The 13,599-nt window shown below is 47.3% G+C and carries 12 protein-coding genes, 3 pseudogenes and 1 riboswitch; of the genes and pseudogenes, 12 read left to right on the forward strand and 3 right to left on the reverse strand.

Going from position 1 to position 13,599, the window contains the following annotated elements:
- Window positions 1–37 precede the first annotated feature (37 nt).
- From dapA to AC50X8_RS24110, 7 genes and pseudogenes are all read left to right on the forward strand, one after another.
- Window positions 38–825 (forward strand): annotated as a pseudogene (dapA, locus tag AC50X8_RS24080) (4-hydroxy-tetrahydrodipicolinate synthase).
- Between the two features lie 3 nt (window positions 826–828).
- On the forward strand, window positions 829–1,998 hold the full coding sequence (locus AC50X8_RS24085; protein ID WP_494881948.1) for an iron-containing alcohol dehydrogenase: 1,170 nt from the start codon (window positions 829–831) through the stop codon (window positions 1,996–1,998).
- A gap of 12 nt (window positions 1,999–2,010) precedes the next feature.
- Entirely contained in the window at window positions 2,011–3,300 is a 1,290-nt protein-coding gene (locus tag AC50X8_RS24090) for a four-carbon acid sugar kinase family protein (protein WP_494881950.1), read from the forward strand.
- Window positions 3,297–4,292 carry a 4-hydroxythreonine-4-phosphate dehydrogenase PdxA gene (pdxA, locus tag AC50X8_RS24095; RefSeq protein ID WP_494881952.1) on the forward strand — a complete coding sequence of 332 codons (996 nt, stop codon included), beginning with the start codon at window positions 3,297–3,299 and terminating at the stop codon, window positions 4,290–4,292. Before AC50X8_RS24090 ends, pdxA begins: the two co-directional genes overlap by 4 nt.
- A 129-nt stretch (window positions 4,293–4,421) precedes the next feature.
- Window positions 4,422–4,838 (forward strand): annotated as a pseudogene (locus AC50X8_RS24100) (sodium:solute symporter family protein); the annotation flags it as partial.
- Between the two features lie 47 nt (window positions 4,839–4,885).
- On the forward strand, window positions 4,886–6,076 hold the full coding sequence (locus AC50X8_RS24105) for a sialidase family protein (RefSeq protein WP_056035584.1): 1,191 nt from the start codon (window positions 4,886–4,888) through the stop codon (window positions 6,074–6,076).
- A 22-nt stretch (window positions 6,077–6,098) separates the two neighbouring features.
- Window positions 6,099–6,356: an SDR family NAD(P)-dependent oxidoreductase gene (locus tag AC50X8_RS24110; protein ID WP_235533161.1), complete on the forward strand. Its 258-nt coding sequence runs from the start codon at window positions 6,099–6,101 to the stop codon at window positions 6,354–6,356.
- Between the two features lie 71 nt (window positions 6,357–6,427).
- Here AC50X8_RS24110 and AC50X8_RS24115 read toward each other — a convergent pair whose 3' ends face one another.
- Window positions 6,428–6,778 carry a winged helix-turn-helix transcriptional regulator gene (locus tag AC50X8_RS24115; RefSeq protein WP_056035591.1) on the reverse strand — a complete coding sequence of 117 codons (351 nt, stop codon included), beginning with the start codon at window positions 6,776–6,778 and terminating at the stop codon, window positions 6,428–6,430.
- A gap of 136 nt (window positions 6,779–6,914) precedes the next feature.
- On the opposite strand from AC50X8_RS24115, the gene AC50X8_RS24120 reads away from it, so the two are divergent.
- The 5 genes and pseudogenes from AC50X8_RS24120 (at window position 6,915) to AC50X8_RS24140 (ending at window position 10,973) form a co-directional block, all read left to right on the forward strand.
- Complete coding sequence (locus AC50X8_RS24120; protein ID WP_056035594.1) at window positions 6,915–7,286, forward strand: DoxX family protein; 372 nt, start codon at window positions 6,915–6,917, stop codon at window positions 7,284–7,286.
- A 14-nt stretch (window positions 7,287–7,300) separates the two neighbouring features.
- Window positions 7,301–8,068, forward strand: coding sequence for a DODA-type extradiol aromatic ring-opening family dioxygenase (locus AC50X8_RS24125; protein ID WP_494881955.1), 768 nt, complete (start codon window positions 7,301–7,303; stop codon window positions 8,066–8,068).
- Between the two features lie 219 nt (window positions 8,069–8,287).
- Window positions 8,288–8,390, forward strand: a riboswitch (purine riboswitch).
- Window positions 8,391–8,534: 144 nt separating this feature from the next.
- Window positions 8,535–9,095 (forward strand): phosphoribosyltransferase, encoded by a 561-nt coding sequence (locus tag AC50X8_RS24130; protein ID WP_494881957.1) that lies wholly within the window; start codon window positions 8,535–8,537, stop codon window positions 9,093–9,095.
- 82 nt (window positions 9,096–9,177) lie between these two features.
- Window positions 9,178–10,233 carry a Rieske 2Fe-2S domain-containing protein gene (locus tag AC50X8_RS24135; protein ID WP_056035703.1) on the forward strand — a complete coding sequence of 352 codons (1,056 nt, stop codon included), beginning with the start codon at window positions 9,178–9,180 and terminating at the stop codon, window positions 10,231–10,233.
- 146 nt (window positions 10,234–10,379) lie between these two features.
- A pseudogene (locus tag AC50X8_RS24140) lies at window positions 10,380–10,973 on the forward strand (MFS transporter).
- A 43-nt stretch (window positions 10,974–11,016) separates the two neighbouring features.
- Here AC50X8_RS24140 and AC50X8_RS24145 read toward each other — a convergent pair.
- Together AC50X8_RS24145 and AC50X8_RS24150 are read right to left on the reverse strand one after the other, a co-directional pair.
- The gene (locus AC50X8_RS24145) at window positions 11,017–13,203 is read right to left on the reverse strand and encodes a M56 family metallopeptidase (protein ID WP_494881959.1); all 2,187 of its coding nucleotides are present in this window, start codon (window positions 13,201–13,203) and stop codon (window positions 11,017–11,019) included.
- Complete coding sequence (locus AC50X8_RS24150) at window positions 13,200–13,577, reverse strand: BlaI/MecI/CopY family transcriptional regulator (protein ID WP_056035614.1); 378 nt, start codon at window positions 13,575–13,577, stop codon at window positions 13,200–13,202. Before AC50X8_RS24150 ends, AC50X8_RS24145 begins: the two co-directional genes overlap by 4 nt.
- Window positions 13,578–13,599: the final 22 nt, after the last annotated feature.

Consider the following 13,599-nt stretch of genomic DNA (forward strand, 5'->3'; position numbering starts at 1 on the left):
CGGATGAAAAGTTTGGGAGGATACGAGATGCCACGAGATGCCACTAGCAATTGAGGGAATTTATCCCGCATTATTGACTCCTTTTACAAAAGATGAAGAGGTAAATGAGGCTGCATTAAAACAGCTTGTCAATCGATTGATTGTTGCAAAAGTGAACGGTATCTTCGCATTAGGAACGAATGGGGAATTTCATGTTCTGTCCCGCGAGGAAAAATTAAACATAACCAAAATCGTTGTCGAGGAAACGCAGGCCGTGTACCAGTCATGGTGGGCAGCGGTGGAAACAGCACACGCGAGGTCATTGAGCTTTCGCAAGCGATAGAGAAGCTTGGTGTCGATGCGCTGTCGGTTATAACGCCATATTTTATTCCGCCAACGCAGGAGGAAGCTGAAGAGCATTACCGTAAAGTAGCGGAGGCTGTATCGATTCTGGTCGTGCTGTACAATATCCCGTCGCAAACAGGACTTTCCCTTGCGCTTGAGACGGTGGGGCGTTTGGCTAAACTGCCGAATATCGCCGGCATTAAGGATAGTAGTGGGGATTTTAGCAACATTGAGCAATATATAGCGCATACACGCGGCGAGCATTTTTCCGTTATTGCGGGTACTGACTCGCTTATTTTGAAAACGCTTCAAGCTGGCGGTAGTGGTGCTGTCGCTGCAACGGCGAATTTGCTCCCGGAAACGGTTGTTGCGATTTATAACAACTGGAAAGCTGGTGTTCCGGTCGGCCCTGCCAGAGCGCCGATTCAAGAGCCGACAGGCGAAGCGTTCAAGCAGATTGAAACAGCCGTTCAATTTTATAAAACGAATCAGGAGGGATAACGAATGCTGAATGTTTATCACTTTCAGACAGCAGACCGTATCATTGCCGGTGCGAACACCTTGTCGCAGCTGAAGGAGCATTTGCCTGCTGTTCATCCTCGCATTCAGCGCGCCTTGATTGTTACGCAGCCAACGGTTCAGCGCAAGGGCTACTCTGGCGTCATCGAGCAGCAGTTAACGGAGCAAGGCATCGCCTTTGACGTATGCACAGCGATTTTACCAGAGCCGACGGTGCAAAACATAGAAGAAACGTTCGCGGCATATCACGGTAATCACTATGAAATCATCATCGGCCTTGGCGGCGGCAGCGTGCTGGACGCGGCTAAAATTTTATCGGTGCTGATGACGAATGAGCAAAAAATCGCTGACATGCTTGGCACAAATGTAGTGGCTAAGTCAGGAGTGGCCACCGTATTGATCCCGACGACATCTGGCACGGGCTCAGAAGTGACGCCGAATGCGATCGTTACTTTCCCTGATCAGGAGCTGAAAATCGGAATTGTCAGCCCTTATCTGCTGCCGAAGCTTGTTATTCTTGATCCGGTTCTGACGCTGGAGCTGCCGAAGCCGATAACGGCTGCAACAGGCATGGATGCGTTCACGCATGCGCTGGAATCTTTTATTTCGAACAAAGCTAATTATTTCAGTGACATGTTCGCTTTGGAGTCCATCCGTCTCATATCTTCAAGCATTATTGAAGCTTACGAGAATGGTTCGTCACTAGAGGCGCGTGAGAAAATGCTGCTTGGTTCAACGTATGGCGGAATGGCGCTTACGGCAGCGGGAACGGCGGCGGTTCATGCGCTCGCTTATCCGCTTGGCGGCAAATATGGCATTCCTCATGGCGTCGCCAATTCGATGCTGCTGCCTGGTGTGATGGCGTTTAATATGGATCATTGTGTAGATCGGCTCCATCTCGTTGCTGGGCCAATGGGCATTGAGACAGAAGGGCTTTCGCCAGAGGCAGCAGCATACCGTGTCATCGAGAAAATTCGCGAGTGGACAGAGAAGCTGGAAATACCGCAGGATTTAACCGCCTATGGCGTACAGGAGGAAAATGTCGAGGCCTTAGCGCAAGCTGCTTCGCAGGTTACGAGACTGTTAAACAACAACCCGAAGGTGCTAAGCCTGGACGATATGAAAATGATTTATCGCAGCCTGATTGTGAAATAAGGGAGGATTACCGTGAAAATTGCGATTGTCGCCGACGATTTGACGGGCGCATGCGATTGCGGAGGGCAGCTGGTGCGTTATGGCATGCGCGTATCGGTTCGAATTAATCCGGTTATGGCGGAGGAGCCGCATTATGATGCTGTTGTATTCAACACGGTAAGCCGCTCCTTGCCTGCGAATGAAGCTTCGTCAATCGTCAAACAGATTAGCCAATATATTAATGAGCAGCCCTTTGACCTGATTTATAAAAAAATAGATAGCACGCTTCGTGGAAATATCGGTGCTGAGCTAAATGCGATGTCCGATGTCATTCAGCCGGACTTTACGATTATCGCCCCAGGTTATCCGCAGAACGGTCGGCAAATTATTGAACGTATTCATCATTTGAATGGCAAGCTGCTGCATGAGACCGAGGTAAGCCGTGATCCGAAGACGTCGGTGCTCCAGTCCGATGTGGTAGAGCTGGTAGCTAGCCAGACGGGACGGGCAGTTGCCCATCTTTCCGTATCAGATATTGACCAAGGAAAGGCGCATCTAGCTGACAGGCTTAAAGCATGCAAAATACAAAATATGACCTATATTGTCGCAGATTCAGTTACAGAGGGGGATTTGGAGAGGCTGGCGAATGCATTGGCGCAGCTGTCCTATAAATTTGTCTGGGTTGGCTCAGCTGGCCTGATGAACCATCTTCCGAAAGCATATGCTGTGGCTGAAAATGACAAGCCGCTGCATATGCCGCTGCCAGTTAGTTATGATCCCGTTCTGCTCGTCGTAGGCAGCGTGAGCAAGATGGGGCGCGAGCAGCTGCGCAATTTAATGAATCAGAATCTGGCAGTGCAAATCATTGCCCGTTCCGAGAAGCTGCTCGCTGACGAGGCTGGTAAGCAGGGGGAATTGCATCGCGTCATCGACGAGGCGAATCGTGCTTTGGCAGACGGTCGCGATACCGTTATCGTCGCCTCAGACAATATCGCCGACACACAAGCGGCAGGCCAATGGCTAGGCATGACACCGATCCAAATTAGCGATGCCATTTCTGCCGCTCTTGGCAGCATAACCGTTAAGCTTTTCGACAAGCTAGCAATCCATAAGCTGTTTTTGACAGGCGGCGATACCGCTTATCAGGTGTTGGAGCAGCTTGGCATAACGGCGGTCGAGCTTATGGAGGAGCTGGAGCCGGGCGTGCTGCTAGGCAAATATGAAGCTCGCGGCCTTTATATGGTGACGAAGGCTGGAAATTTTGGTTCAGATCGAACGATGGAGCATGTCATCAAAAAATTGCATGGAGGCGAATGGACATGAGCAAGCCGATTATCGGTATTACAATGGGGGATGCCGCTGGCGTCGGTCCGGAAATTATTGTGAAGGCGCTGCAGCATGAGGAAGTGCTGAATAAATGCCGCCCAGTCGTAATCGGTGATGCGAAGAGCATGCAGGGGGCTATCGAACAAACCGGTGCAGCATTTACGGTTCACACGGTAAGCAGCACAGCGGAATGCGAATTTAAGCCAGGCGTCATTGACTGCTTTGATCTAAATTTGCTGCCAGCGGATTTAAAGCAGGGCGAAGTATCGGCGGTTGCGGGTGATGCTGCATTCCAGTTTATTCAAAAAGCGGTTGAGCTGGCGCAGGCCGGCGAGCTGCAAGGCGTATGTACCGCTCCATTGAATAAAGAAGCGCTGCACAAGGGCGGACATTTGTACCCGGGGCATACGGAAATTTTCGCCGAGCTGACCGATACGCAAAATTATTCGATGATGCTATCGTCGCCGAAGCTGAAGGTGATTCATCTCACGACGCATGTCGGGCTGAGAAAAGCGATTGACAATATAACGCCAGAGAGAACGCTCACCGTTCTTCGCCTCGCTCATGCTACGTTGACTAGAGCGGGTTATGACCGTCCGCGGATTGCGGTATGCGGCATAAATCCGCATGCGGGGGAGAATGGCTTGTTTGGTGAAGGGGAAGAGGAAGAAAAGCTTATTCCCGGCATTCGTCAAGCGATTGAAGAGGGCATTAACGCAAGCGGTCCTTATCCGGCCGATACGCTGTTTTACCGGGCGGTGCGCGGAGACTTTGATATCGTCATTGCCTGCTACCATGATCAAGGCCATGTGCCGATCAAAGTGCTGGGGCTGGAGGAAGGCGTCAACATTACGGTTGGCTTAAAAGGCGGATTTATCCGCACTTCTGTGGATCACGGCACGGCCTTTGATATCGCAGGGAAAAATATAGCCGATGAGAGAAGCATGCTTGCCGCCCTTGCATCTGCTGTCGAGCTGTCGCCGAAATAAGCGCGGCCCTTGCCAATGAGCTTGAGAGAAGGGATGATCGGCTTCGTTCGGTCCCCTTCGAGTTGAAATGTAAGCGTTATCCTGCATAATGATGGTATCCGAAGCTGAATTTTGCTGACAGCCTTTATTGCGCTTTTCTCCACACCGTTCATTATCCAGGCCATTACTTCCACAAAAGATGCGAAGGCGGCTAAACGCGCTACGATTTATGCTGGACTGCTGTTTCTGCTGCTTGCTGTTGCTGTAGCGATCATCGGCGTTTGCGCGCGCTATTTGTACCCGGATATAGATCCGCTTTATGCGTTCCCGGTGTTTATGCAGCATATGCACCCGATTCTCAGTGCCATTGTCGCTACATCGCTGGTCGCTTCAATTTTTGTCGGGGTTTCCACTGTAGCTTTATCTACAACACTAGGCACAACGGTATGGTATTTACTGGATGGTCCATTCGGCATTGATAATATGTATATTGCAGTCGTCGTGCCTTACATTGTTGTGGTTATTGACCGCTGGATCAGCAAAGCTGCAGCTGGGTCGAATAAATAAGCTTACATGAATTCAAACTTATATTGCTTTTAGGAGGGTTATTGCCAATGAGTGAACAACATTCTGCTTTCCACCATGAAATGACAGCAACACCGGGAGAACCGTATCGCTCCGATGCTTATATTCCATCCCATCAGGTGCAAAATCATGCTTCCTTTCTTCATATTTTAGATAATGGCGATGTGCTCTGCGTCTGGTTTGCAGGAACACAGGAAGGCATTCCGGACATCTCCATTTATTTGTCCCGACTAAATAAAGGAGCAACGGCTTGGACGGAGCCGGTCAAGCTATCGGATGATCCGACACGCTCAGAGCAAAACCCGGTATTGTTTTCCCTCCCAGACGGCAAGCTGTGGCTGCTCTATACCGCGCAAAAATCTGGCAATCAGGATACGGCGATCATTAGACGCCGCATATCGGACGATAATGGCTATACGTGGAGCGACATTGATACGCTGTTCGATACGCCAGGCATCTTTATCAGACAGCCAATTACGGTGTTGGACAATGGCGATTGGCTGCTGCCGATCTGGTACTGCTGCACGAATCCGGGCGAGAAATGGACAGGGAACAAAGATGGGAGCGCCGTGAAAATTTCGTCCGATCAAGGGAAAACATGGGAGGAAGTAACGGTGCCGGGCAGTGTTGGCTGCGTGCATATGAATATCGAGAAGCTGGATGATGGCACGCTTCTTGCGCTCTATCGCAGCCGCTGGGCGGATTATATTTATAGAAGCGCTTCGGCAGATCACGGCAGAACGTGGAGCGAGCCTGTGCCGACATCGCTGCCTAACAACAATTCCTCCATTCAATTCACGAAGCTTGCGAATGGCGATTTGGCGCTAGTATACAATCATAAAAGCGCAAGTGATTCAATGGAGCGCCGTGCTTCGCTGTACGATGAAATAGAAGACGAGGAAGCGGATGAACTGGAGGCTGCAGCGCCTATCCTGACAGAGATTCCTTCCGGCGAGGAACGGCAAGCATTTTGGGGCGCACCTCGTGCGCCAATGACGCTGGCAATTTCCAAGGATAATGGCTTGACTTGGCCGATTAAACGCAATATTGAAGTGGGCGATGGGTATGCGATGACGAACAATTCCAAGGAGCGTCTAAATCGTGAATATTCGTATCCGACGATAAAGCAATCGAAGGATGGCAAGCTTCATATCGCTTACACTTATTTCCGGCAAGCGATTAAATACGTTGTTCTAACTGAGCCTTATATTGCGGAATAAAGGCAAACGAATCAGAGCTGCTATGAAATATGGCATAAGACAGAGGGTAGCAAGCTGTGTTATTGAGGCAGCCGTAAGTCATTTCGGCAAAATTGACAATCTCGTCAATAATGCTGGCATCAATAACCGCAGCTCTATGATTGAGATGGGGATTGATGACTGGCAGGAGGTAATGGATGTCAATTTAAACAGCACATTATACTTTTGCCGGGCTGCATTGCCGTATTATTCCTCGCTTCGTCCATGTCTGATTTTATTACCGGCGAAGCGATCAATTTAAATGGCGGTACGTATCTGAATTAACCGGACGAAACAAACAACCGACCTCAAAGGTCGGTTGTTTGTTTACACTTACAGATCGTTTGACTTGCTTTCCTCTCCATATAGCTCATTGAGATGCTCAATATGAGACATTCCCCATTCATTCATGGCCTGCAATAAAGGCGCCATTCTCATGCCGTATTCCGTAATGGAGTATTCGACCTTAGGGGGGATTTGCAAATAAATTTCACGATGAACGATGTCATGATATTCTAATTCCCGCAATTGGGAGGTAAGCATTTTTTTGGTGATGTCCGGCAATGATTTTTGCAGCTCGCTGAATCTCATCGTACCTTGCGAAAAAAGCTGATATAAAATAATAGGCTTCCATTTGCCAACTAAAATTTCTAAAGCCGTTTCCACTTTACATTCCTCAGGCATTTGAACGTTTTCCCCTTTCGTTTCCTATGGTATCTTTTTGTATACTAGGTTTAATTAAAGTTCCTACTTCTAATAAATAACTCTAGAGCTTATTATACATCTATGATTTAAACATACTCAAGGAGGAATCGTTACAGTGAAATGGCTTGTGCGAATATTGCAAGGACTGCTAGTGCTTGGATTTTTAATGTTTGGGTTTATGAAGGTTAGTGGAGATCCTACCCAAGTGGAAGCCTTTAATGACATTTATGGATATGGCACAGCGTTCATGTACGTTGTGGGGATTGTTGAGATTTTGGGGGCTGTCGGGTTATTGATTGGTTATTGGAGAAATAAGCTGATTCCTATTTTTAGCGGAGTATTAGCGGTTGTAATGGCTGGAGCTGTATTTACACATTTAAAGGCAGGCCAAGGCTTTGAAGTAGCAGGCATGCCATTGATTTTGCTGGTTTTAGCTTTGATCGTGCTTTTTGGCCAGATAAAGCTGCTTGCCAATAACAGACAATAAGGAGGCGAAAAAGCATGCTGCCATCCCTTTTTATTTGCCACGGCTCACCGTTGTCCGCGATGGCTGAATCGGATTACACCCGGTTTTTATCCGATATTGGGAAAAAGTATAAACCGCAAGCGATCGTGCTGTTCAGTGCCCACTGGGAGGAACGGAATACGACGATTTCGTTCGCTGAGGGGACATTAAACACGATCTATGATTTTTATGGCTTTCCGGATGAATTGTATCAATTGACTTATCCTGCCCCAGGTTCGCCTGATCTGGCTGCAAAATTAGAAGATCGTTTTAGACGAAATGGCATAACGGTTGATAGGGATGATGAACGGGGATTAGATCACGGCTCTTGGATTTTCCTAAGATACATGTATCCGGAGGCTAATATCCCAATTGTGACGATATCGGTAAACCCTTTTCTATCTGCGAATGAACAGCTCCAAATAGGCGAAGCGCTTAAAGGCTTGGGCGAGGAAAATATTTTGGTTATTGGCAGCGGAACGACCGTCCACAATTTTAATGAAATCAAAATGAATCAAGCGCATCCTGAAGCGTGGGCGGTTGAATTTGATGATTGGATAGCGGATAAGATCGTTCAACGCGACATAGCCGCATTTTTGCAATATGAAACATTAGCGCCACATGCCAAGCGGGCTGTCCCGAGAGCGGAGCATTTCGTTCCGATCCTTCATGCCTTAGGAAGCTCGTCTGGGGTGGAACAGCCAAAAATCATCTACAGAGGATATGAAATGGGAACCTTCAGCCATATATGCTTTGAGATGTAAGATGAAAAATACAAACGCGAAAGCTCGCAAGGCGCGATAGATGTTTAAATAGCGGTAGTCTAGGACGGTATTGACTTGTCCAAGGCTGCCGCTATTTTTTATTGCTAAAATAGTTCTAGTATTTTAATGATAGATAAAGTGACACTGAATTCGTTGTTGACAGTGAAAAAGGGTGGTGCTATTATAATTAAAACCTTTAATGTTAGATAAGTTAACATTAAATTATAAAAGCGTTATTCTTGTATAAGCCCATTAATAAGGGATGGGCGTTTCTACAGGCAACCGTGAATTGCCCCAGGCTACAAGAGACTGAAAGCGACGCATTTTTCCTGTTTAGCGATGCCCTAGGGCTGATCGCAGCAGGGAAATGAAGCTGAAGTCTCTTAAGTCTGGGTTTTTTGAAATATAAGAGCTTATAAGTTTCACACTTAGGGCGACAATAGAGAAATTTAAGGGAGAGAAGCATATGAGCCTCACAAACACCAGACTTTCCGATTCCATTGCTAATGCCAGAACAGTCAAAATTCAGAAACCAAATGATACCTTTTATGACTTTAAACTATATCCGTTCGGCGAGCGGGGAACCTATATCGTTCCAGAGCTTATCAATGAAATTACCGATAATTTGGCGGTGAGCATCGAGGACCATTTTCACAATTACGATTATATCGTATCGCCAGAGCCTGGTGGCCACACATGGGGGATGCTTGCGGCGTATAAGCTGCTGAAGCCGATTAACATTTTAAGGCTGAGCACGGATTTGTATAAAGATATTCATCTGGAGGCCAAGCGCGAAACGGCATACAACGAAAATCGCATTTGCTTTGACGGCTTTCAGAAAGGTGATCGTGTTCTGCTCGTTGATGATGTAATCAGCTCCGGTGCAACGATCCGCTCGATTGCTGTGCAGATGGAAGAGATGGGGGTAAAGCTTGTCGGCGTGCAGGCGATCATTGCCAAAGGCGAGCATTACCGCAAGCTGGAGGAAGACTTGAACGTTCCGGTGCGCATTCTTAGCCAGGTTTAAATGCAAAAAACGACAAACATAGCCCATATACGCTTAAGTCAAAGCGGTTAACTACGATAAAGAGGTGGACAATATGACGATTATGGAGCAAAACACAAGGACGGCAGCTAAAAAAAGAGAAGAGAGCGAGCTGCCGCGGAACTGTACCTTTTCTGCTGAGGATTGGCATGTATTGGCGCAATATTGGTATCCGATCGCGATTGCAAGCGAGATTGCAGATAAGCCGGTGGCGGTAACCCTGCTGGATATGAAGCTTGTCTGCTACCGCAGCAGCGACCGGGTCGTCGTCGCCCGTGACCTTTGCTTTCACCGCGGAGCCCCGCTCAGCAAGGGCTGGATTGAAAATGGCGAAATCGTATGCCCGTATCACGGTTTCCGCTACAATTGCGAAGGCAAATGCACGGCGGTGCCTGCGCATCCCGATTCGCGCATCTCGCCTAAACTAAAGCTCATCACGTATCCGGCCGTAGAACGTTACGGCTTGATCTGGACGTCACTGATGTCCTTGGAGGAAAATATTCCGCCGTTCCCCGGCTGGGAAGATCCCGATTACTTGAACGTTTTGCCGCCGAGCTTTGATATTGCCGGCTCTGCTGGCCGCCAAATGGAAGGTTTCTTGGACGTATCGCATTTTGCATATGTGCATACGGAAACGTTCGGCGACCGCAACAACACCGAGGTGCCGCAATATAAGGTGAAGCGGGAAGGACAGGAGCTGCTTGCGGAATATTGGAGCACGGTCAGCAACTATGGCAAGGGACAGGAGAATCCGGCTCCTGATGACTTTATGTGGCTGCGCGAATTCCGCGTGTTTCCGCCATTCGCTGCATCGCTCACCGTTTATTTTCCTGATGAGGGGAGATTGAATATTTTAAACTGCGCATCTCCAGTATCGGCCCGATATACAAGACTTTTCTGCCCAATATCGCGTAATTTCGATAAGAACGCTCCGATTCAAGATACGATAGATTTTAACTTAAAGGTGTTCCAAGAGGATGCTGAAATGGTCGAAGCGCAGACGCCGGAGGATTTGCCGCTTGATCTTCAAGCTGAGGCCCATATTCCGGCTGACCGTACCTCTATCGCTTATCGCCAGCTGTTGACAGAGCTGGGTTTAGGCAAAAACTACACGTCCTAATTCATTTGTATGAACGAATCTAATATTGCGCGGGATATAAGAGCTGGCCTCCGGGGCCGGCTCTTTTCCTGTTTTATGGCGAGTTCATTTGCGATTTAATAAGGCTGTGACGAGAGCTAAAGTGTCGTTGAAGACATACTGCGCAAATCTTACGGCATCAAAGCTTTTTAACCTTCGTGCTGTTTAGCTTTCTCATCGCCTCTTCGATTGCAATTAATTTTAACTTTCTCCCGATTTACTTCAAGGAAGCAGGCTTTAATAAAGGCTGGATAGGAACAGCTTACAGCATTGCCGCCATTATTGAAGTGCCGATGTTCTGGCTTGCGGTTAAGCTGCATAGACGCTTTGGCTTAATTCCGATGATGATGCTGGCAGCCTTATGCTATAGCGTGAAATGTCTCGTTATGGCTTTCTCCACTCAAGTGGGGTTGGTGCTTGCTGTGTAGCTGTTTGATGGCATAGCCTTTGCGTTCATGGCAAGCGCCTCGGTTGAGGTGATTAACCGCTATGCGAAAGCGACGTATCAGACCTTGTTTGTGGCGCTCACTTCCGGCATTGGAGGAATTATCGGCAGTGCCTTGGGCGGCGTGGTCATTTCACATTGGGGTGTCAATAAGCTGTATTTGCTTATGTTCAGCTTATGCTTTATTGCGTTGGCCGGTTTTACGGCAAGGCGCAAGCAGTTGGAGCCCCGCCCAGACAGGCCGGTAAAGCTAGAAGGAGAAGCGATTCTTTCCTGAAAATAAAGCAGATATCCAGAAGCATCTCCTCTCGCCCTCGGGTCTATTTCTTGGGAGCCGAAATCATAGCTTTCAGGTTGTCTTCTTGGTACTTGTCCATACCAGAGAAAACGGCAGTATAATAAATATTGTCCTGCTTCCACAAGTAATAAGGCATGGTGGGTGATACGTAGATTTGGTTCTGGTCATTATAAGCCGAAATTTCGACGCCATTAATCTCCAGTTTCCGAGTGAGCGTGAGCTTAGATGTGTCGAAAAGCGGCTCCTTGCTCTGATAAAGCGAGAAAGTATCCTCTATATTATAGGTTGAGGAATCGTACGATGCTCGATAGGTCGTCCATAGAGCGTCGGTCGCTTGTTTAAACGCATACTCAGTATTCTGATCGCCGGCCCTAAGTAATATTGAACCGCTCAGCTTAAGCCCCGGCAATTCCAAAGGAATTTTCACCGTAAAGTCAAGAATGTTTTCCGCCGCAAGCAAATCCTTTCCATCATAAAGGGGAAACGAATTTCCAGCTCCGTCGTAGCGGACATGCTGAACTTTCTGCGGTAAAACAAAGGATTTCACCATTTTTGCGAGCTCTTCTTGCGAAAAATACTCGCTATAATAATCGATTGCGTACCATATATTGTCATCCTGCCAGTAGAAGCTTGTGCCCGTTTCTGGCCTTTGTTTGTCGCGTCTCTTATCCGTGAATAAAGTGCCTTTGACATCGCCGATCGTCATAGTTTCCTGTCGGTACTGAGGAGTCTCGTTTGCACTTTGGGGATAGTGAGCCGCCCCCCGTAATTGATTGTGCTCCAACAAATTGCCATTTCCCATAGAAGCTTTGACTTCTATAATTTGTTTGTTTTTTTTGCCAAAGTTAGATACAAAAGTAATGGATGCTACATCAATAAGATCGTCATCGTTGGCGCTGGTGAAATTTTTATAATATAATACATTCTCGAACTGATAACCTTCAGGAAGATAATCCGGTATTTTAAAGTTATATTTCGGAAAATCGAGTGCCCGATCGAGACTATGAAACCATCTGAATGAATCGTTGTATATAGGATATAGATCCAAACTAGGGTTTGCTGCTTGGGCAACCATATCGAGCTCGGTACCATTCTCTGAATCCGACGCATTGGTGAGCAAGATGGCACTCAAGACAATAACCAAGAGAATAGCGGCGGCCGAGAGCTTGTACGAACCTTTTTTAAACTTGGTAATCATTATCATTCTCCGTTTTGCTTCATTTTTGTTGTCCCCAAAATACGATAGGTTGACCTGAGAAGAGGGGGGATGGGCAAATAAACGCGACAGCATAAGTAAGGTTCTGCCATAGGACAAAGCTTCACGCTCGCCCAGCGCTTCAAGAACACGAGCGTCGCAGGCCACCTCCTGATCGGCTTTCATCTTTCTTACGGAAAGCCACACCAAAGGGTTGTACCAATGCATCCCTACGGAAAGAGCCCACAGGGAGTTGAACCATAAGTCCTTGCGTTTGTAGTGAATGAGTTCATGCATCAGGATATGCGTTAGCTGGTTTGAATCGGCGATCGTGCTGATATCCTCGGGCAAATAAATCCGCGGCTTCCATAAACCATAAAGACAAGGGCTGCGAAGATGGCTAGTTTCATAGACGTATACTCTTTTTTTAATGTTCAGCTTCTGTTTGCATGCCTCAAGAGCCATGAGTACTTCAGCATCCTCAATTTTCACTGAGTTTCCGACTGTTTTTCTGAAAATCAGCGCGCTAAACAGATAATATCCACCCAAGCATAGAAGCCCTATAAGCCATACCAGCGAGCCAATCGATAGCCAGGTCATTCCATCTGTGCTTTCTGGAATATGGTCTTGAGAAGAACGTGTGGCGACTGAAGTTCCTGTTTCGTCTGCTTGGTTCGTGATGAACTCGGGAGGCTGCTTTTTTATATCCATATAATTGGATTGAATTTCCAAGTTGGAACCGATCTTAGTAAAGGGAGTGAGCTGCTTACTCTTCTGATCTGAATTCCATTCCAGCGGGAACGTTTGCGGCAGCACATTAAACAAGCTTAACTGACTCTGTGGAGCAATGGGAACCAGCAGCTTAATTAACACAAGAAACCACAATATATGGATAACTCTAGGTTTAAGGTGCTTTTGGAACAGCTTCCGAATCAAGAGTAATATTAATAGAATTACCGTCGATGCGGCTGACGCAGTGAACAGAAGAGAAAAGACCGTTTCCAGATACTTCATAGCTTCTTCTTGTTCTCCAAAATTTGTTGAAGTTCCTCAATATCTTTATCCGATAGTGTCTCTTCTTCGAGAAATTTCGCGCACATTATCCCTACTGCTCCTTTATAAACTCTATTCAGAAATGAACGATTCTCGGCCTTTAAGTATTCATCATGCGAAACCAGCGGATAGTAGAGGTAGTTCCGGCCGGACTTTTCGAATCGAATCGCTTTTTTCTTGTGAAGCCTATTCAGGAAGGTCTTAATCGTCTGATCCGACCAATGCATTTGTTGGGTTAGTTTGAAAATAATCTCACTGGCGGACAAAGGCTCCTTTTGCCAGAGTAGCTTCATCACTTCGCTTTCGGCCTCGGTAATGTGTGGGGACTCGTGCATCGTATTCACCCTTCTTGATTTT

Source organism: Paenibacillus sp. JT22N15 (genome assembly GCF_059383755.1).

Coding starts and splice junctions, on each gene's coding strand:
- AC50X8_RS24085 (WP_494881948.1), top strand. CDS start 829: ATGCTGAATGTTTATCACTTTCAGACAGCAGACCGTATCATTGCCGGT.
- pdxA (WP_494881952.1), top strand. CDS start 3,297: ATGAGCAAGCCGATTATCGGTATTACAATGGGGGATGCCGCTGGCGTC.
- AC50X8_RS24105 (WP_056035584.1), top strand. CDS start 4,886: ATGAGTGAACAACATTCTGCTTTCCACCATGAAATGACAGCAACACCG.
- AC50X8_RS24110 (WP_235533161.1), top strand. CDS start 6,099: ATGAAATATGGCATAAGACAGAGGGTAGCAAGCTGTGTTATTGAGGCA.
- AC50X8_RS24115 (WP_056035591.1), bottom strand. CDS start 6,778: ATGCCTGAGGAATGTAAAGTGGAAACGGCTTTAGAAATTTTAGTTGGC.
- AC50X8_RS24125 (WP_494881955.1), top strand. CDS start 7,301: ATGCTGCCATCCCTTTTTATTTGCCACGGCTCACCGTTGTCCGCGATG.
- AC50X8_RS24130 (WP_494881957.1), top strand. CDS start 8,535: ATGAGCCTCACAAACACCAGACTTTCCGATTCCATTGCTAATGCCAGA.
- AC50X8_RS24135 (WP_056035703.1), top strand. CDS start 9,178: ATGGAGCAAAACACAAGGACGGCAGCTAAAAAAAGAGAAGAGAGCGAG.
- AC50X8_RS24145 (WP_494881959.1), bottom strand. CDS start 13,203: ATGAAGTATCTGGAAACGGTCTTTTCTCTTCTGTTCACTGCGTCAGCC.
- AC50X8_RS24150 (WP_056035614.1), bottom strand. CDS start 13,577: ATGCACGAGTCCCCACACATTACCGAGGCCGAAAGCGAAGTGATGAAG.